Genomic DNA, 17995 nt, shown 5'->3' with positions numbered 1-17995 from the left:
TAAGATGCTTGGAGGCATTATCTAGCGCCATTCCGAGGTTTTTTTGCGTTATTTTTCGACTGAATCATTTATGGCAGCAGTGTCTCCCAATAGCATAGCCACCCTCCCGATGTCAGGATTAGCCAGAGCACTGGTGCAGGCAGGGCATTTATCGGCATCTCAAGCCGAAGCCGTAAACAAAAAAGCCCTGTCCGAAAAATCCTTTTTCATCGACACGCTGCTCCAGAGCGGCCATATCGAGAAACGCGCACTGGCCCTGTTCTGCTCTGAAACCTTTGGTTATCCGGCGCTGGATCTGTCCGCGCTTAATATCGCGGCGCTGCCGGAAAAAATCATCGACGCCAGGCTGATGCAGGGGCAACGCGTAATCGCACTGGCCAAACGCGGCAACAAGGTCACGGTCGCGATCTCGGACCCAAGCAACACGCAGGCACTCGACCAGATCAAGTTTCAGACCGGTTTGATCGTCGAACCGGTAATCGTGCAACACGATACGCTGCTGCAACTGCTGGAGCAATTCGGACGGAACGCCGAGGAGAATCTGAACGAGCTGATCGGCGACGATCTCGATATCAATTTTATCGAAGACGACAGCGGAGCACCCGCAGCAGTCGATACTGCTGGCGCCGAGATCGACGACGCCCCGATTGTCAAGTTTCTGCAAAAAATATTGCTGGACGGGATCAATCTGGGCGCATCCGATATCCACTTCGAACCGTTTGAAAAGTTTTACCGCATCCGCTTCCGCGTCGATGGCATTTTGCGGGAAGTCGCCCAACCGCCTCTGGCGATCAAGGAAAAGCTGGCCTCGCGCATCAAGGTCATTTCCAAACTTGATATTTCGGAAAAGCGTGTGCCGCAAGACGGCCGCATGAAGCTGGTGATCTCCCCAACGCGCACCATCGATTTCCGGGTCAGCACCCTGCCGACCCTGTTCGGCGAAAAGATCGTCATGCGTATCCTGGATGCGAGTCAGGCCCAGATGGGGATTGACGCGCTTGGCTACGATGCGGATCAGAAGGAAACCCTGCTCAACGCGATCCAGCGTCCTTACGGCATGGTGCTGATGACTGGACCTACCGGCTCCGGCAAGACAGTGTCGCTGTATACCTGCCTGAACGTGATCAACAAGCCTGGCATCAATATTTCGACCGCGGAAGATCCGGCCGAAATCAACCTGCCCGGGGTCAATCAGGTCAACGTCAACGAAAAGGCGGGCCTGAGCTTTGCCGTAGCCCTGAAATCCTTCCTGCGCCAGGACCCGGACGTCATCATGGTGGGCGAAATCCGCGACCTGGAAACCGCTGACATCGCCATCAAGGCGGCGCAAACCGGCCACATGGTGTTTTCCACGCTGCACACCAACGATGCGCCATCGACCCTGACGCGGTTGATGAATATGGGTGTGGCGCCATTCAATATCGCCTCTTCGGTGATCCTGATTACCGCCCAGCGGCTGGCGCGCCGTCTGTGCAACTGCAAGCAACCGGCGGCAATCCTGGATGAAGTGCTGTTGCAAGCCGGCTTCAAGCAGCAGGATCTCGATGGCAGCTGGCAACCCTTCAAGCCGGTCGGCTGCGAACGCTGCAGCGGCAGCGGCTACAAAGGCCGGGTCGGAATCTATCAGATCATGCCGATTTCGGAAGAAATCGAACGCATCATCCTGACGCAAGGCTCCGCCCCCGACATAGAACGCCAGGCCGCGCTGGAAGGGGTTAAATCCCTGCGCCAGTCGGGGCTGATCAAAGTCAGGCAGGGCTTGACCAGCCTGGAAGAAGTCCTCGGTTGCACCAACGAATAACGAAGGAGGCAGCAAATGGCAACCGCATCACGCAATAGCGCAAGCGCACGTCTGAACAAGGATGCAATCTTTGCCTGGGAAGGCAAGGACAAGTCGGGCAAATTGGTGCGCGGCGAGCTGCGCGCCGGCGGTGAAGCCGTGGTTAGCGTCACGCTGCGGCGCCAGGGCATTCTGGTCACCAAAATCAAGAAAAAAAACTTCCACAGCGGCAAGCGGATCACAGACAAGGACATCACACTGTTCACCCGCCAACTAGCCACCATGATGAAGGCTGGCGTACCGCTGCTGCAATCGTTCGACATCGTCGCCAAAGGCAACGCCAATCCATCGGTATCCAAGCTGGTGCAGGATATCCGCGCCGACGTTGAAACCGGCTCAAGCCTGAATCAGGCATTCCGCAAATTTCCGCTGTATTTCGACCCGCTGTTCTGCAACCTGGTGGGGGCCGGCGAACAGGCCGGGATTCTGGAAGACTTGCTGACCCGGCTGGCGGTGTACAAAGAAAAAACCATCGCCATCAAGGCCAAAATCAAGTCAGCCATGTTCTATCCGGTATCGATCCTGATGGTGGCCTTCGTGGTGACGGCAGTGATCATGATCTGGGTGGTGCCGGCTTTCAAGGATGTATTCAAGAGTTTCGGCGCCGACTTGCCGGCGCCGACCCTGTTCGTGATGGCGATTTCAGATTTCTTCGTACAATGGTGGTATCTGATCTTCGGCCTGACCTTCGGCAGCCTGTATCTGTTTTTTCAATCCTGGAAGCGTTCGCTAAAGGTGCAGCAGACGATGGACCGGCTGTTGCTGAAAGCGCCGATTTTCGGCGCAGTGATCCGCAAGGCCACCATCGCGCGCTGGACCCGCACCCTGGCCACCATGTTTGCCGCCGGCGTGCCGCTGGTCGAGTCGCTCGATTCGGTCGGCGGCGCCTGCGGCAATGCGGTGTATCTGGATGCAACCAAAAAAATCCAAACTGAAGTCAGTACCGGCACCAGCCTGACCGCTGCGATGCAAAATTCCGAGGTGTTTCCGAACATGGTCACGCAAATGGTTTCGATCGGCGAAGAATCCGGTTCGCTCGACATGATGCTGGGCAAGGTCGCCGATTTCTACGAGGAAGAAGTCGACGACGCGGTAGCTTCGCTTTCCAGCCTGATGGAACCGTTGATCATGGTGATTCTGGGGGTGCTGATCGGAGGCCTGGTCATCGCAATGTATCTGCCCATCTTTAAACTGGGGTCTGTCGTGTGAAATGTGAGTTCTTGCTTATGGAAAAAATGTCCTAAGCACACGACATTACAGCCCCGCATTTGGTCTCTGCGGGGCTTCTTAACGTGTCCAGATCGGCTTGCCGTCGGCTCGACTCCCGATGACGGCGGATGCCACAGCCATGATTTTTTGCGTCTGCCTTCTATGTGCCACAGTCTTTGCGAGCCGGGACTCCACCCCGACCGCGCTTACCTGCCCTCTGATTATCAGTATCCGCGGCCGTCATTTGTCAGAGATTTCGAGACTTAACAATGCCGAACTCAGGCATTTGCCGTGCGCGTCAAGAGCCAGCGAACGCGTGACGCCCCCGCCGAGCGCCTTCTGCAATACAAAATTCATCGCACCAAGGCCGGGAAGCGCATAGCGAACGACTTCACCAAGCGCAATATCGGAAAGATGCGCTTTCACACGTTCCGCTGTCAGGTGTTTTTCCAGCAGCGGATAGTGCCTGGCGTCATAGACGATCACCGAAATATTCGAGATATCGCCTTTATCGCCGGCGCGGGAATGCGCTATGTCACGAAGTAGCATTTCAGATCTCCTCACAATGGACAGTTGCTGTGACTAAAGCGTGCGGCAATAACGTGGAGCGCACGGCGACCACGTCTTTTGCTGATTTTGCCGCGCCGCCACCTCCTGCGGGGCCGCAGGTATATAGCGTTTCGACCTCATTGCCAATGCGGACGGCTTCTTTCAGGCTTTCTGTGCGGCCCGCAACGCGGATGCGGACCTCGTATGGTTCCGGGTTTTGCGCGCTCAACGCGGCACCATGAATGGCATTGACGCCAATAACGTCATATCGAATTTCTCCGACTTTCACATCGGCGAGTTTCAATCTCTCAGCGACAATATCGAGCGCCAGGCGGGCGCGGGCCAAGGCGCCCGGGCCGGCGTAAGACATTTGCCCCTCTCCAATGTAGCTGTCGATATAACCGATCGATACTTTGAGCATTCCGCTCTTCGGGTGGCCCGTCGCGCCGCTGATGGCGACCCGGTCAGTGCCGATTTCCGAGACCGTAACACGGGAGAAGTCGGCCACCACATCGGGCGTCAAATAGGCGGCCGGGTCATGAATCTCATACAGCAGTTGTTCCTTGCACGTGGCTGCGGTGACGCTGCCGCCGGAACCAGCTACCTTGGTAATAATCACGCTGCCGTCTTCGGCGACCTCGCCAATCGGAAAGCCCAGGCGCGCCAGGTTGGCCACGTCCTTGAAACCCGGGTCGGCGAAATAGCCGCCGGTAATCTGTCCGGCGCATTCCAGCAGGTGCCCGACCAAGGTGCCTTGGCCGAGCCGGTGCCAGTCGTCCATCGCCCAGCCGAATTCATGGATCAGCGGCGCAAGTACCAGCGCCGGGTCGGCCACGCGGCCTGTGACGATCACGTCCGCGCCTTGCGCTAGCGCATCGACCAATGGCTGCGCGCCCAGATAGGCATTCGCCGAAAGCAGCCTGTCCCCCAAATCGTTAACCGCAGTGCCGCTGTCGTCCAGGTAGTCGCCTTGCTTTAGAACGGACAGAACGTCATCGCCGGAAACAGCGGCAATCTTCAGCTTGGACAAGCCCAGTGTTTGCGCAATCTGCTTGATCTTGGCAGCTGCTGCAAGCGGGTTTGCCGCTCCCATGTTGGTAATAATCTTAATGCCTTTTTCACTGCAGATGCGCAAGACCGCATGCATCCTGTCCGCGAGCAGGGGATCGTAACCGAGCGCCGGGTCTTTCATTTTCGATTGCTGGGCGAGGGCAATGGTGCGCTCGGCCAGGCATTCGAAAATCAGGTAGTCGATATCGCCTTTTTCAGCCAGTTCAACTGCCGGCTCTATCCGGTCGCCCGAGTAGCCGGCGCCCGCCCCAATGCGGATATGTTTCATGATCTTCTCCTAACGGTTATGGGTGGCATCACAGCGGAAAAATGCCGAGAATGACGCAAGCGATGGTCATCAGGATCGACGCCGCGAATAAATATTTGAACGTGTATTTCTGATGATCGGCCAGATCAATCCCGGCCAGTCCTGCGACCAGAAAGGTTGCCGGCGTCAGCGGACTGATCGGGAATCCGGTGGTCATTTGTCCCAGTAGCGCTGCTTGCGCAACCTGAACCGGCGCCACTCCCAGCATATGGCTGACTTCGGCGACCACCGGCAGCACGCCGAAATAGAATGAATCGGGGTCGAACAGCAAGGACAGCGGCATCGACAACAATCCCAGCACGACGGGAATATGCGACGCCATCTCCGGCGGCACAAGGCCTACAGCTGCCTTTGCCATGGCGGAAAGCATGCCCGATTTGGACATGATGCCGGTAAACACGCCGGCGGCAAACAGAATGCTGGCCATCAATAAAGCTGCCTTGGCGTGAGCATCGACCCGGGCGCGCTGCATGTCGACGTTCGGATAGTTGATCATCAGCGCCAGCACGACACCGGTCATGAACATCACCACCGGATCGACCTTGCCGCTGATCATGACGCCTAGGACAACGACAGTCAGAACGATGTTGATCCAGAAATTCTTGGGCCGGCGGATTTGCTGTTCCAATTCGGTCAATTCATGCGTGTGGACAAAGCCGATCGGCGCGCCATTGGTCAGGCCCAAACGGATTTCCTCCTTTCGTCCCAGCCAATATGACACTCCGAAGACGAACGCGAGGCCGATCAACTGCACCGGAATCAAGGGCATGAAAATTTCGCTCACCGGGATATGCAGCGCAGCCGAGGCGCGAATCATCGGCCCGGTCCAGGGCAGAAAATTCACACCGGCCGCCAGCGAGGCGACGCAGGCGAGGATGCGCTTGTCGATGCCGAGACGGGTGTAGAGCGGCAGCATCGCGGGGATCGTTACCAGGAAAGTGACTGCGCCGGAACCGTCCAGATGAATCAGCAGCGCCAACAGCGCGGTGCCAGGCACGATCCGCGTCGGGCGACTGCCGACCACGCGCAAGATGCCGCTGATGATCGGATCGAGCATGCCGGCATCGGTGACGATGCCGAAAAACAGGATCGCGAACACGAACATGCCGGCCACCGGAGCGATATTGGTGATGCCTGCGATGATGAATTTTGAGGTGCCGAGTCCGAAGCCGCCGATCAAGGCGGCGATGATGGGAATCGCGATGAGCGCCACCAAGGGTGACATTTTCTTGGTGAGGATGGCCGCGAGTAAAACTACGATCGTGATGAAGCCGAGTAAAGCCAGCATTTTTTGTCTCCGAATATTGATCAATCTGCTTATTTGTTTAGCAGTTAATTCATTCTGGAGTACACAATTAATCTTGTAAAATAGTATTTTACGATCGATTAATCACATATTCAGATTAATATGCCGCCCAATATTTCCACCAAATTGTTGCACGCCTTCCTGGCATTGAATGAATGCAGGCACTTCACGCGTGCAGCCGAGCGATGTCACCTGTCGCAGTCCGCATTTAGTGTGCTGATTCAGAAGTTGGAAACGGCCGTTGGCGTGCAGCTTGTCGAGCGCGATACGCGCAACGTAACCCTCACGGCGGAAGGAGAAATGTTCGTGGAAGTGGCACGCAGCCTGGTCACGGATATCGAATCTGCGTTTTCGAACATGGCGGACTACGTTGCGCGCCGCAAGGGTCGGGTGTCGATCGCCGCACTTCCCTCGCTGGCCGCCAATGGGCTGCCAGCCGTCATCGCCCAGTATAGAAAACAGTTTCCAGGAGTAACTGTTCAACTGTTCGATGCGCTTTCCGATCAATGCCTGGGCTTGCTGCGGCTGGGCAAAGTTGATCTGGCCCTGACCGCGCTCGGGACGAATTTGGCGGAATTCGAGACCAGGACCTTGTGCAGCGATCCCTTCTACCTGGTTTGTCGCCGCGATCATCGTCTGGCACAGAAAACCAGCGTCGCCCTGGCAGACTTAAGCGGCTGCGACTTGATTCATTTGGCGAAGTCGACCAGCGTCAGGCAGCATGTGGAGCTTCTGATACGGAATATTCCGGTAAACAATGCCGGATTCGAGGTGGAACATCTGGCGACGGTGGCCGGCTTGATTGAGCACGGCATGGGGGTAAGTCTGGTGCCTGAACTCACTTTATTCCAGTTTCGGAATATGGATCTGATCGCAATTCCGGTCGAAGCCAATGATCTTGTCCGCCCAATTTACCTTGTTAAACAAAAGGATCGCAATCTATCGATCGCCGCTCAAGGCATGTTCGACCTAATCGAAACGCGCTTGAGCTCGAACGCCAAAGTGTAAATGGGCAAGCATGCAGACAAACTGCGCGCAAGCTGCCGCGGCAAATGGCCGAGGCAGCCGAACGCTTACGTTGCCAGTATCTTTTCCTGGAGACTGCAGGCTTCGATGCCGAACCAAGGATTGCCGTCCGCTAATTCAGGGATGCTTTACCTGCAGCGATTACAGACATTTTGTTTCTTATCGTCATGCTCTTTTGGAAGTAGAATAATGCGAAATTTGGCGTCGCAGGCGCTTCTCGGAACCGGTTCGCCCGAGAAAAATCCGGTTTCCACCATCCCCTGCGCGGCCTGCCTCGATCTGGACCAGGATATCCCAACCATAGTGAGCCAATCCGCTGCAGCCTATATGATTGCGGCTTGAATAAGGTCTGAATAATCGATGAACACTGTTGTAATGCTTGGCCAAATCGTGCAGGAGCCTGCTTTCTTTGCCGCCCCCGGCAATCTATTGGGCGCCGCACTGGCCGCGCTGTTCGGCCTGCTGATCGGCAGTTTCCTGAATGTGGTGGTCTATCGCTTGCCGAAGATGATGCAGCGCGAATCGGACAATTACGTGGCGCACGAAAGCGGCCTGAGTCTGCCGCATACCGACCGTTTCGACCTGTCGCTGCCGCGGTCGGCCTGCCCCCATTGCGGGCACCGGATCGGCGCGCTGGAAAATATTCCGGTCATCAGCTATCTGGCGCTAAGAGGCAAATGTGCATCCTGCAAGGCGCCAATTTCAGCCCGTTATCCGGTTGTTGAATTGCTGACCGGAGCCTTGTCGGCGCTGCTGATATGGCGTTTCGGCGCCGGCCTGGCCGGTCTGTCGACGCTGCTGTTCGCCTATCTGCTGATTGCGATGACATTCATCGATGCCGATACCCAGCTGCTGCCCGACGACCTGACGCTGCCGCTGCTGTGGGCCGGCCTGCTGATCAACCTGAACGGCACCTTCGCGCCGCTGCCGGACGCTGTGCTCGGCGCTGCAGCCGGCTATCTGATACTGTGGGCAATTTACTGGCTGTTCAAGCTCGTCACCGGCAAGGAAGGCATGGGTTACGGCGACTTCAAACTGCTGGCCGCACTCGGTGCATGGCTGGGCTGGAGCATGCTGCCGATGATAATCCTGCTGTCGTCTGTGGTCGGTGCCACAGTCGGCATCTTCCTGATTGTTTTCACCAAGCGCGGCCGCGACAACCCGATTCCATTCGGCCCTTATCTGGCCGCTGCCGGGATGATCGCCCTACTCTTTGGCAAATCCATCGCTGCCAATACGCTCGACTTTCTGCTGTAGCCAACATGTGCAACTATTGAGAAATCAATGAAGAATCGTTTTTCAGTCGGCTTAACCGGCGGTATCGGCAGCGGCAAAAGCACGGTTGCCGACCTGTTCGCTGCCCGCGGCGCGGCAATCATCGATACCGATCTGATTGCGCACCGCCTGTGCGCGCCGGATGGCGCAGCCGTCAAAGCCATTCGGACCCAGTTCGGCGCCGCCTTCATCGGTGCCGACGGAGCGATGAACCGGGCCGCGATGCGCGACAAGGTATTTTCCGATCCGGCCGCCAAACAACGACTCGAAGCAATTCTGCACCCGCTAATACGGGCCGAGACCGAACGCGCTGCGCAACAGGCCGAGGGCGACTACCTGATGCCGGTGGTGCCGCTGCTGGTCGAGTCCGGCAACTGGGCCCGGCGCGTGGCGCGGGTGCTGGTCATCGATTGCCCGGAAGCGCTGCAAATCCAGCGCGTCATGCAGCGCAACGGCTTGAGCGAAGCGCAGGTGCGCGCGATCATGGCACACCAGGTTTCACGCGCGGCGCGGCTGGCCGCGGCGGATGACGTAATTATCAATGATGCCGACGCCAGCGCGCTGGTGCCGCAAGTCGACCGCCTGCATGCGTTGTATCTGGCGTTAGCAGCACAATCGTCATAACAAATTGTCGCAACAATTGTAATTTGAGCCAGCATCGTTCAGAATTACAAAATCATCAACCTTTACCGGGATTGTGCTTTGATTGTCTACGAATACCCTTTCAACGAGCGTATTCGCACGTTGTTGCGACTGGAAGACCTGTATGAAAAATTCACTTTTTTCCTGCATCAGGAACATGCGCTGCAACACCATGTCGCTCTTTGCACCATCTTTGAAATGCTCGAAGTCGCCGGCCGCGCCGACCTGAAATCGGATCTGCTGCAGGAACTGGAACGCCAGAAGCAGACCCTGCTCGGCTTTAAAAGCAATCCCAATGTGGAAGCCCATCGACTTGAAGAAATCCTGCGCGACCTGGAGCGCATCAGCACAGCTCTGATGACCGCGCAAGGTAAAACCGGGCAAAACGTGCGCGACAATGAATGGCTGATGAGCATCCGCGGTCGCACCATCATTCCGGGCGGAGCTTGCGAATTCGATTTGCCTTCGTATTACGCCTGGCAACAGCGTCCGGCGCAACAGCGTTTTGACGATATAACGGGATGGTTTTCGACTTTGCTGCCGCTGTTCGAGGCCCTGACCATGGTGCTGCGGCTGTTGCGCGAATCGGGCAGCACCAGCAAAATCATCGCGCAATCAGGTACTTACCAGCAAATGCTGCAGGGCAAGGTGTACCAGATGCTGCGCCTGGAGATTGATGAAGAACTCGGCTGCATTCCCGAAATTTCCGCCAATAAATACATGCTATGGGTGCGCTTCACTTGTCCGGACGGCAATATGAAGCCAAAAGTGTTCGATGGCGACGTGCCGTTCGAGCTGACTCTGTGCAATTTTTGAGTAAAACAAACAATGACTACTTTTGTGCATTGCCCGACTTGCAACAACAAGGTCGAATGGGCTGAAAAAAACCGCTTCCGTCCTTTTTGTTCGGAACGCTGCAAGCAGATCGACCTGGGCGCCTGGGCCGATGAAAAATACACTATCCCTGCCGTCAATCCTGCCGAGGATATCGACGACGACAGCAAATTGCAGTCTTAATCGGCGATAGCGGGAGTCGCGATGTCACGTCTGCTGGTTGCTGCGCAATTGTTGCTGATCGTCTTGCTCGCGCTTCCCAACCCGATTTCCAGCCATGCTCCCGCATTCACCGTAATCAGCATAGCGCTGTTCATTCTGGGCCTGATCGCAGCCGGCGCCGCACTGGCCGTGATGCCGGCGCACACTTTCAGCGTGCTGCCGGAACCCAGAAGCGGCGGCGAACTGGTGACAAACGGCATCTACCGCCATATCCGGCACCCGATGTATCTGGCGGTGCTGCTGTGCGGCCTGGCCGTCTGCGTGGCGTATGGATCGGTGGGGAAATGGAGCTTGCTGGCGCTGCTGGCGGGCGTGCTGACCATCAAGATCCAGCGCGAAGAACGCTTGCTGCTGGCCCGTTTTTCTGACTACGCCGATTATCGACGCCGGACCAAGGCGATCATTCCCTATCTGCTGTGAGCGGATAACGCAAGCGGTCCAGCCATTCCAGCAGAGGAATGGTGGCCGGCAATAGCGGCGCAACCCCGACCTTGCCTTGCCATGCGAACGCCTGTCCTTCCAGGCTTTGCGGTTCGCCGCGCCATGCGCGACTCAGGTAGAAGTGCAGCCGCACGTGGGCATGCGGATAGATGTACTCGACGCCGCACCAAGGCTCGGCGGTCACTATCTCGATCCCCAACTCTTCGACGAATTCGCGTTTTAGCGCATCCAGAATCGATTCGCCCGGCTCCACCTTGCCGCCCGGAAATTCCCAAAAGCCGGCGTAAGGTTTGCCCGTCGGGCGTTGCGCCAGCAGAACATCGCCATTCGACTGCATCAGAATTCCGACTGCAACCGCAACCGGAACCGGACTGGATTCAGACATCGAATAACCTTAAAATAAATACTACTTATTGTATTTAATGGTACCACAATGAATATATGCGGAAAACATCGCATTTAAAGGCATACCCCTTAGTTCTTCATTTTCCCCGCATGATCCCGGGCGAATTGCCAGGCTACGCGACCGGAGCGCGAGCCGCGCTGCAAGGCCCAGCGCAGCGCATCGGCGCGGGCCGCTGCGACCTGACCGGCATCGCAGCCGAACGAGCCCAGCCAGTGCGCAACGATATCGAGGTAATCATCCTGCTTGAACGGATAAAACGATACCCACAGGCCGAAACGCTCGGACAGCGAGATTTTTTCTTCGACCGTCTCGCCCGGATGCAGATCGCCGTCGTCGCTGCGCTTGTAGGTTTCATTATCGGCCATGCGTTCCGGCAGCAAATGGCGGCGGTTGGAGGTGGCGTAAATCAGCACGTTGTCGGATTGCGCGGCAATGCTGCCGTCGAGCGCCACTTTCAGCGCCTTGTAACCGCCCTCGCCTTCCTCAAAGCTCAGGTCGTCGCAAAAAATGATGAAGCGTTCTGGCCGCTCGGCCACCAAATCGACGATATCCGGCAAGTCGGCCAGGTCGGCCTTGTCGACCTCGATCAGGCGCAAGCCCTGCGCCGCATAGTGGTTCAGGCACGCCTTGATCAGCGACGACTTGCCGGTGCCGCGAGCGCCGGTCAGCAGCACATTGTTGGCTGGCCGGCCTTGCACGAATTGTTGCGTATTTTGTTCGATCTGCTGCTTTTGCGGCCCGATATTGTGCAGATCATTCAAATTGATATTGGCGATATGCGCCACTGGCTGCAGAAACCCAACGCCTTGGCCGGGCCGCTTGCGCCAGCGAAATGCGGTGGCGCGGGCCCAGTCGGTAGCGTGTGCCGGTGGCGGCAGAATGGATTCCAAGCGCGCCAGTAAGCTTTCAGCGCGTACTAAAAATTGATCGAGTTGTGTCATGAATGGAAGCTTGTGCGGTGTCGATTATTAAGAGCGGTAATCCGCATTGATGGTCACGTATTCGTGCGACAGGTCGCAGGTCCAGACCGTGGCTGTCGCAGCGCCGCGCGCCAGTGTGACGCGCACCGTGATCTCGCTCTGCTGCATCACGCGCTGGCCGTCCTGCTCCTGATAATCCGGATTGCGGCCGCCATTTTTGGCAACCCAGACATCGTCCAGATACAGGTTCAGCTGATTGACATCGAGATCGTCGACGCCGGCATAACCGATTGCGGCCAGAATCCGGCCCAGGTTCGGGTCGGACGCGAAGAACGCGGTTTTCACCAGCGGCGAATGGGCGATCGAGTAGGCAATCTTGCGGCATTCCTCGGCGTTTTTGCCTTGCTCCACCGTGACCGTGATGAATTTTGTCGCGCCTTCGCCATCGCGGATGATCATCTGCGCCAACTGTTGCGAAATGCCGGTCACCGCCTGCGCCAGCGCTGCATATTCGCTGGACCCGATATCGTTGATTTCCAGCGCGGCAGTGCCGGTGGCGATCAGCATGAAGGAATCGTTGGTCGAGGTGTCGCCGTCGATGGTGATGCAATTGAACGAGGTATCGGCGGCCTGTTTGACCAGATGATCGAGCACCGGTTGCGCCACTTTCGCGTCGCACGCCAGAAATCCCAGCATGGTTGCCATGTTCGGCCTGATCATGCCGGCGCCTTTGCTGATGCCGGTCAGGGTGATCGTGACGCCATTGATCACCACGCTACGCGAGGCCGCCTTGGGCTGGGTGTCGGTGGTCATGATCGCTTCGGCGGCATTGAACCAGTTGTTTTCCGTCAGATTCTGGATCGCTTGCGGCAAGCCGCCTTTGATGCGGTCGAGCGGCAGCGGCTCCAGAATCACGCCGGTGGAAAACGGCAGGATTTGGGTCGTGTCGCAACCCAGCAAGCCGGCCAGCGCCGCGCAGGTGGCATGGGCATCGGCCAGACCCGGCGCGCCGGTGCCGGCATTGGCGTTGCCGGTATTGATCACCAGCGCGCGGATGCGGCGGCCGGATTGCGCCACCGCTTCCAGATGGGCTTTCGCGACTTGCACCGGCGCGGCGCAAAAACGGTTGGTGGTGAACACGCCCGCCACCGTGGCGCTCTCGGCCAGCTGCAGCACCAGCAAATCCTTGCGGTTGGGTTTTTTAACGCCTGCTTCGGCATGGCCGAGCAAGATGCCAGCCACGGGTGTGAGATCGGCGGCGAGCGGGAGAGGGGAATTGACAGCCATGTTGTGCGTGCTCTAGCAGTGGACGAAAAACGTATTGTAATCGTTATGTCGCCAATGCCGATGCTGCAAGGCTGCAGAGCGGGATGCCATCCAGCGGCAACGCCGGCTAATGCTGATCGAATAAAAAAAGACGGGCAAGCCCGTCTTTTTTGGTGCGCCACAGTCCGAACTGCTTATACCAGCTTGCCGTGACACTGCTTGTACTTCTTGCCGCTGCCGCAAGGGCAAAGGTCGTTGCGGCCGACCTTTGCCACCGCGTTCGGATTCAGCCGCTGGGCGTCTGAATCGGCCCGCACGGTGGGCGCCAGCAAGTCTTCCGGTTCCGCATCGGCGTCGAAATCCGCATGCTGATAATGCACGTTCTCGACATGCGATTGCGCCAGTTCCTGCTCTGCCATTTCGATCTCTTCACGCGACTGGATATGCACCGTCATGACGACCTTGGTCACATCATTCTTGATCAGATCGAGCATCTGGCCGAACAAGTCGAAGGCTTCGCGCTTGTATTCCTGCTTCGGATTCTTTTGCGCATAGCCGCGCAAGTGGATGCCTTGGCGCAAGTGATCCAGCGCGGCCAGATGTTCGCGCCAGTGCGAATCGACGCTTTGCAGCATCACACTGCGTTCGAAACCGCCAAACGATTCCCGCCCGACGATGGCGATCTTGGCATCGTAGGCCGCGGTGGCAGCCTGCAGAGTGCGTTGCAGCAATTCTTCGTCGGTCAGATTCGGCTCGGTTTCCAGCATCTGCGCCAGCGGTAATTCAAGCTGCCATTCATCGGCCAATACCGTTTCCAGCGACTTGATGTCCCACTGCTCTTCCATCGACTCGGCCGGCACAAAGGCGCGGAACAGGTCGGTAAACACGCCATTGCGCAGCGAAGCGATCAGGGCGGATACGTTGTCGGACTCCAGCAGTTCGTTGCGCTGGGAATAAATCACCTTGCGCTGATCGTTGGAGACATCATCGTATTCCAGCAATTGCTTGCGGATGTCGAAGTTGCGCGCCTCGACCTTGCGCTGCGCCGATTCGATCGAGCGCGACACGATGCCGGCTTCGATCGGCTCGCCTTCGGGCATTTTCAGTCGGTCCATGATTGCCCGTACCCGGTCGCCGGCAAAGATGCGCAGCAGCGCATCATCCAGCGACAGGTAAAACCGCGAGGAACCGGGATCACCCTGACGGCCGGAACGGCCGCGCAACTGATTGTCGACCCGCCGCGATTCGTGGCGTTCGGTGCCAATGATGTGCAAGCCGCCGGCCGCAACTACCTGGTCGTGCAATGCCTGCCAACCGTTGCGCAAGGCCAGTGCCTGCGCCTGCTGGTCGGCGTCCGATATGCTGGCATCGGCTTCGATGGTTTGAATCGCATTTTCGACATAGCCGCCCAGCACGATATCGGTCCCGCGGCCAGCCATATTGGTCGCAATCGTGATCGCGTTGGGGCTGCCGGCCTGAGCGATGATCTCGGCTTCGCGCGCATGCTGTTTCGCATTCAGCACATTGTGCGGCAACTTGGCCTGATCCAGAATGCCGGACAGCAATTCGGAATTTTCAATCGAGGTGGTGCCGACCAAAACCGGCTGACCGCGCTCGTAACAATCCTGAATGTCCTTCAGCATCGCCTGATATTTTTCTTCGTTGGTCTTGTAGACCTGATCCTGCCGATCCTTGCGCTGGTTCGGCTTGTTCTGCGGAATCACCACAGTTTCAAGAGAGTAAATCGACTGGAATTCGTAAGCTTCGGTGTCGGCGGTACCGGTCATGCCGGCCAGTTTGCCGTACATGCGGAAGTAATTCTGGAACGTGATCGACGCCAGAGTCTGATTTTCGTTCTGGATTTTGACGCCTTCCTTGGCTTCGACCGCCTGATGCAGGCCGTCGGACCAGCGCCGGCCGGTCATCATCCGGCCGGTGAATTCATCGACGATAACGACTTCACCGTCTTGCACCACGTAATGCTGGTCCTTGAAATACAGCGCATGGGCGCGCAGCGCCGCATACAGATGGTGCACCAGCGCGATGTGGGTCGCATCGTAGAGCGAACCGCCTTCGGCCAGCAATCCCATCTCGGTCAAAATCTGCTCGACCTTTTCGTGGCCGGCTTCGGTCAGCAGCACCTGGTGCGCTTTTTCGTCCTTGGTGTAATCGCCCGGCACATCCACCTTGCCTTTGCCGTCCGGCGTTTCTTCGCCGATCTGCAAGATCAGACGTTTGGGCAGTTCATTGAGCTTGTAATACAGCTCGGTGTGGTTTTCCGCCTGGCCCGAGATGATCAGCGGGGTGCGCGCTTCATCGATCAGGATCGAATCGACTTCATCGACGATGGCGAAGTGCAGGCCGCGCTGGACCCGGTCTGCTACGTCGAACACCATGTTGTCGCGCAGGTAATCGAAACCGAACTCATTATTGGTGCCGTAAGTGATATCCGCGGCATAGGCGAGCTGCTTGCTGTCGTGATCCATCTGCGACAGGTTCACGCCGGTGGTAAGGCCGAGCCAGCCATACAGCAGACCCATACTATTGGCGTCACGCTGCGCCAGATAATCGTTGACGGTGACGATATGCACGCCTTTGCCGTCCAAGCCGTTGAGATAAGACGCCAGAGTCGACATCAGGGTTTTGCCCTCGCCGGTGCCCATTTCTGCAATTTTGCCCTGGTGTATCACCATCCCACCGATCAACTGGACGTCGAAATGGCGCATTTTGAGCACCCGCTTGCTGGCTTCGCGGCACACCGCAAACGCTTCCGGCAGCAGGGCGTCGATTTTCTCGCCGCTGGCAATGCGTTCTTTGAAGGCCGGGGTCTTGGCTTGCAATTGCGCATCCGAGAGTTTTTCCATCTCCGCTTCTAGCGCATTGATCTCACGGACGGTTTTTTTGTATTGCTTGAGCAGCCGCTGGTTGCGACTGCCGAAAATCTGGGTCAGTAATGACATACTTGGATTCTAAAAAAGCGCCGGAAAAATGACTCGATGCATCTGCACTGCGCATAGGCACTGCAAAACTGCTGGCATCGGGCCGGACTATGTTTAACATCGGATTTTAGCATGCGACTTTTCGCATATTGGGCTTACCTGGGCGGAAACAATGGTCAATTGACCTTGTCCAAAAGGAAAATCGGTACCACAAACTCATTTCCCCCGTAGCGCCACCACTTTCGCCAGATCGGCACCGGCTGCCAGAAACTTGTTCGGGTCTTGCGCCACGTCTTTGACGCGCACCTCGAAGTGCAGATGGGCGCCGGTAGAACGGCCGGTCGAGCCGATATCGGCCACATGCTGGCCGCGCTTGACGATGTCGCCGATCTGCACCAGGCGGCGCGACGCATGCGCATAACGGGTGACGATATCGTTGCCGTGGTCGATCTCCACCATATTGCCGTAATCGTTATGCAACTCGGAAGCGATAACCACCCCGCCTGCCGCAGCCACGATCGGCGTGCCGGTTGGGGCCGGGAAATCGATCCCCGCATGAAAGGTGCTGCGCCCGTTAAATGGATCGAAGCGCACCCCGAAACCGGAAGCGACATAATTGACCTTGACTGGCTGGTTGGTGGGCAGCAGTTTCGACTGGATCTTGTCGGCCATCAGGGTCGACTCCAGCACATTCATGTAATCGGCCCGATGCTCGACGTCGGTTGTCATCGCATCGAGCAATTTCTGGAATTCGGTCAGGCTCAAATCCGCTCCGGCCTGCCGTTCCAGGCTGGACGGCGCCGCCCCGCCGCGACCGGGCAAGGCCTTGAAGTTGAAATCTTCCGGCTTGACGCCGGCCAGGCCCTGCACCCGCTCGCCGAGCGCATCGAGCCGCACTAACTGGGCCTGCATCTGGCCCAGCCGTACTGCCATGAAAGCCAGATTTTCCTTCAAAAACTTGTCTTGCCGGCTGGCCTGATCGGGCACCGATTGCGCTGTCAATCCCAGCAAAAAAGGGGAGGCAATATCGGCTGCCAAACGCAACGTCAGCGCCTGCAGCAAAACCGCACCGACTGCGACGGCAGTCAGAAAGCCCAACACTGCCAGTAGCAAATGCTTTTTGGTTAAGGTAATGGATTTGGCCTGGGCCAGGCGTGGGTGCAACAGAATGACTTGCATATCGATCCTCTATGGTGCGCCGGATATGGTAAGGTTCAGCGGATGCGGTCAGCCTCCTCTTCCTATACTCCTTACCAGCGCAGCGCCCGTCCGGTGCAGTCGACGCGCGCGCCACAAGATGCGATGGGCTTTTTGCGGGGGCACGACAAGATGGCCGCGCTGATGCCGACCGCCACCAGAATGGCGGCGCTGCAAAAAGATTGCGCAGCAGCGCTACCGGCGATGTTCGAAGCCTGCGCCATCCTGCAATTCGAATCCGGCCAGTTGGTGCTATCGACGCCGAATGCCGCACTGGCCGCAAAACTCAAGCAACAGTTGCCGAAACTACAGGCTTTGTTGCTAAAGCGCGGCTGGCAGGTTAACGCAATCCGCCTCAAAGTGCAAGTTGTCAGAAGTCTGGAAAAAGCCACCCCGGTCAAGCAAGCGACACTGTCGGAACCAGCCCGTTCGGCGCTGGCGGTGCTAGCCGATACGTTGGAAAATTCGCCCCGCAACGCAGCTCTGAAAGCTGCCATCGAAGCCATGGCGCGGCGCAATCGCGACTGATCGCCACCTTGCCAAGT

Annotated in this window: 18 protein-coding genes; 10 read left to right on the top strand and 8 right to left on the bottom strand. The window is 57.5% G+C overall.

The window, feature by feature from the left end:
• Window positions 1-109 precede the first annotated feature (109 nt).
• A complete protein-coding gene (gene pilB / locus FKCLFG_RS01470; RefSeq protein ID WP_472614480.1) occupies window positions 110-1801 on the top strand; it encodes a type IV-A pilus assembly ATPase PilB in 1692 nt (563 codons plus the stop codon).
• Window positions 1802-1816: 15 nt separating this feature from the next.
• Window positions 1817-3049 (top strand): type II secretion system F family protein, encoded by a 1233-nt coding sequence (locus tag FKCLFG_RS01465; protein WP_472614479.1) that lies wholly within the window; start codon window positions 1817-1819, stop codon window positions 3047-3049.
• A gap of 240 nt (window positions 3050-3289) precedes the next feature.
• Here the strand turns inward: FKCLFG_RS01465 and FKCLFG_RS01460 are convergent, their stop codons facing one another.
• From FKCLFG_RS01460 to FKCLFG_RS01450, 3 genes are read right to left on the bottom strand one after another with little or no spacing between them, the layout of a single operon-like run.
• The gene (locus FKCLFG_RS01460; protein ID WP_472614478.1) at window positions 3290-3598 is read right to left on the bottom strand and encodes an AtuA-related protein; all 309 of its coding nucleotides are present in this window, start codon (window positions 3596-3598) and stop codon (window positions 3290-3292) included.
• 1 nt (window position 3599) lies between these two features.
• On the bottom strand, window positions 3600-4937 hold the full coding sequence (locus tag FKCLFG_RS01455) for an acyclic terpene utilization AtuA family protein (protein ID WP_472614477.1): 1338 nt from the start codon (window positions 4935-4937) through the stop codon (window positions 3600-3602).
• A 28-nt stretch (window positions 4938-4965) separates the two neighbouring features.
• Window positions 4966-6264, bottom strand: a complete 1299-nt coding sequence (locus FKCLFG_RS01450; protein ID WP_472614476.1) for a CitMHS family transporter — start codon at window positions 6262-6264, stop codon at window positions 4966-4968.
• 120 nt (window positions 6265-6384) lie between these two features.
• On the opposite strand from FKCLFG_RS01450, the gene FKCLFG_RS01445 reads away from it, so the two are divergent.
• The 7 genes from FKCLFG_RS01445 to FKCLFG_RS01415 all read left to right on the top strand — a co-directional run bounded on the left by FKCLFG_RS01445 (window position 6385) and on the right by FKCLFG_RS01415 (window position 10701).
• Window positions 6385-7290, top strand: coding sequence for a LysR family transcriptional regulator (locus tag FKCLFG_RS01445; protein ID WP_472614475.1), 906 nt, complete (start codon window positions 6385-6387; stop codon window positions 7288-7290).
• 207 nt (window positions 7291-7497) lie between these two features.
• Complete coding sequence (locus FKCLFG_RS01440) at window positions 7498-7650, top strand: hypothetical protein (protein WP_472614474.1); 153 nt, start codon at window positions 7498-7500, stop codon at window positions 7648-7650.
• Between the two features lie 18 nt (window positions 7651-7668).
• On the top strand, window positions 7669-8565 hold the full coding sequence (locus tag FKCLFG_RS01435; protein WP_472614473.1) for a prepilin peptidase: 897 nt from the start codon (window positions 7669-7671) through the stop codon (window positions 8563-8565).
• A 27-nt stretch (window positions 8566-8592) separates the two neighbouring features.
• A complete protein-coding gene (gene coaE, locus FKCLFG_RS01430) occupies window positions 8593-9207 on the top strand; it encodes a dephospho-CoA kinase (RefSeq protein WP_472614472.1) in 615 nt (204 codons plus the stop codon).
• Window positions 9208-9285: 78 nt separating this feature from the next.
• Window positions 9286-10041 (top strand): cell division protein ZapD, encoded by a 756-nt coding sequence (gene zapD / locus FKCLFG_RS01425; RefSeq protein WP_472614471.1) that lies wholly within the window; start codon window positions 9286-9288, stop codon window positions 10039-10041.
• Window positions 10042-10053: 12 nt separating this feature from the next.
• A complete protein-coding gene (gene yacG / locus FKCLFG_RS01420) occupies window positions 10054-10242 on the top strand; it encodes a DNA gyrase inhibitor YacG (protein WP_472614470.1) in 189 nt (62 codons plus the stop codon).
• 21 nt (window positions 10243-10263) lie between these two features.
• Complete coding sequence (locus tag FKCLFG_RS01415) at window positions 10264-10701, top strand: methyltransferase family protein (protein WP_472614469.1); 438 nt, start codon at window positions 10264-10266, stop codon at window positions 10699-10701.
• On the opposite strand, the gene FKCLFG_RS01410 is transcribed toward FKCLFG_RS01415, so the two are convergent.
• The 5 genes from FKCLFG_RS01410 to FKCLFG_RS01390 form a co-directional block, all read right to left on the bottom strand.
• Window positions 10682-11107, bottom strand: a complete 426-nt coding sequence (locus FKCLFG_RS01410; RefSeq protein ID WP_472614468.1) for an NUDIX domain-containing protein — start codon at window positions 11105-11107, stop codon at window positions 10682-10684. The two genes, FKCLFG_RS01415 and FKCLFG_RS01410, sit on opposite strands and share 20 nt — an antisense overlap.
• Window positions 11108-11196: 89 nt before the next feature.
• The gene (locus FKCLFG_RS01405) at window positions 11197-12069 is read right to left on the bottom strand and encodes an ATP-binding protein (RefSeq protein WP_472614467.1); all 873 of its coding nucleotides are present in this window, start codon (window positions 12067-12069) and stop codon (window positions 11197-11199) included.
• Between the two features lie 27 nt (window positions 12070-12096).
• Window positions 12097-13335 carry a bifunctional glutamate N-acetyltransferase/amino-acid acetyltransferase ArgJ gene (gene argJ / locus FKCLFG_RS01400; RefSeq protein ID WP_472614466.1) on the bottom strand — a complete coding sequence of 413 codons (1239 nt, stop codon included), beginning with the start codon at window positions 13333-13335 and terminating at the stop codon, window positions 12097-12099.
• Between the two features lie 173 nt (window positions 13336-13508).
• Window positions 13509-16274, bottom strand: a complete 2766-nt coding sequence (gene secA / locus FKCLFG_RS01395; protein ID WP_472614465.1) for a preprotein translocase subunit SecA — start codon at window positions 16272-16274, stop codon at window positions 13509-13511.
• Window positions 16275-16469: 195 nt separating this feature from the next.
• Window positions 16470-17432, bottom strand: a complete 963-nt coding sequence (locus FKCLFG_RS01390; RefSeq protein ID WP_472614464.1) for a peptidoglycan DD-metalloendopeptidase family protein — start codon at window positions 17430-17432, stop codon at window positions 16470-16472.
• 42 nt (window positions 17433-17474) lie between these two features.
• Between FKCLFG_RS01390 and FKCLFG_RS01385 the strand changes: the two genes are divergently transcribed.
• Window positions 17475-17978 carry a hypothetical protein gene (locus FKCLFG_RS01385; RefSeq protein WP_472614463.1) on the top strand — a complete coding sequence of 168 codons (504 nt, stop codon included), beginning with the start codon at window positions 17475-17477 and terminating at the stop codon, window positions 17976-17978.
• The last annotated feature ends 17 nt before the right edge of the window (window positions 17979-17995 follow it).

The organism is Gelidimonas denitrificans, from assembly GCF_055694065.1.
Note: the sequence above shows the minus strand (reverse complement) of the source record. Positions and strands in the feature narration are given on the sequence as shown.

Coding starts and splice junctions, on each gene's coding strand:
- FKCLFG_RS01445 (WP_472614475.1), top strand. CDS start 6,385: ATGCCGCCCAATATTTCCACCAAATTGTTGCACGCCTTCCTGGCATTG.
- FKCLFG_RS01435 (WP_472614473.1), top strand. CDS start 7,669: ATGAACACTGTTGTAATGCTTGGCCAAATCGTGCAGGAGCCTGCTTTC.
- FKCLFG_RS01415 (WP_472614469.1), top strand. CDS start 10,264: ATGTCACGTCTGCTGGTTGCTGCGCAATTGTTGCTGATCGTCTTGCTC.
- FKCLFG_RS01410 (WP_472614468.1), bottom strand. CDS start 11,107: ATGTCTGAATCCAGTCCGGTTCCGGTTGCGGTTGCAGTCGGAATTCTG.
- pilB (WP_472614480.1), top strand. CDS start 110: ATGTCAGGATTAGCCAGAGCACTGGTGCAGGCAGGGCATTTATCGGCA.
- FKCLFG_RS01450 (WP_472614476.1), bottom strand. CDS start 6,264: ATGCTGGCTTTACTCGGCTTCATCACGATCGTAGTTTTACTCGCGGCC.
- FKCLFG_RS01460 (WP_472614478.1), bottom strand. CDS start 3,598: ATGCTACTTCGTGACATAGCGCATTCCCGCGCCGGCGATAAAGGCGAT.
- secA (WP_472614465.1), bottom strand. CDS start 16,274: ATGTCATTACTGACCCAGATTTTCGGCAGTCGCAACCAGCGGCTGCTC.
- coaE (WP_472614472.1), top strand. CDS start 8,593: ATGAAGAATCGTTTTTCAGTCGGCTTAACCGGCGGTATCGGCAGCGGC.
- FKCLFG_RS01405 (WP_472614467.1), bottom strand. CDS start 12,069: ATGACACAACTCGATCAATTTTTAGTACGCGCTGAAAGCTTACTGGCG.
- FKCLFG_RS01455 (WP_472614477.1), bottom strand. CDS start 4,937: ATGAAACATATCCGCATTGGGGCGGGCGCCGGCTACTCGGGCGACCGG.
- FKCLFG_RS01440 (WP_472614474.1), top strand. CDS start 7,498: ATGCGAAATTTGGCGTCGCAGGCGCTTCTCGGAACCGGTTCGCCCGAG.
- argJ (WP_472614466.1), bottom strand. CDS start 13,335: ATGGCTGTCAATTCCCCTCTCCCGCTCGCCGCCGATCTCACACCCGTG.
- FKCLFG_RS01465 (WP_472614479.1), top strand. CDS start 1,817: ATGGCAACCGCATCACGCAATAGCGCAAGCGCACGTCTGAACAAGGAT.
- FKCLFG_RS01390 (WP_472614464.1), bottom strand. CDS start 17,432: ATGCAAGTCATTCTGTTGCACCCACGCCTGGCCCAGGCCAAATCCATT.
- FKCLFG_RS01385 (WP_472614463.1), top strand. CDS start 17,475: ATGCGGTCAGCCTCCTCTTCCTATACTCCTTACCAGCGCAGCGCCCGT.
- yacG (WP_472614470.1), top strand. CDS start 10,054: ATGACTACTTTTGTGCATTGCCCGACTTGCAACAACAAGGTCGAATGG.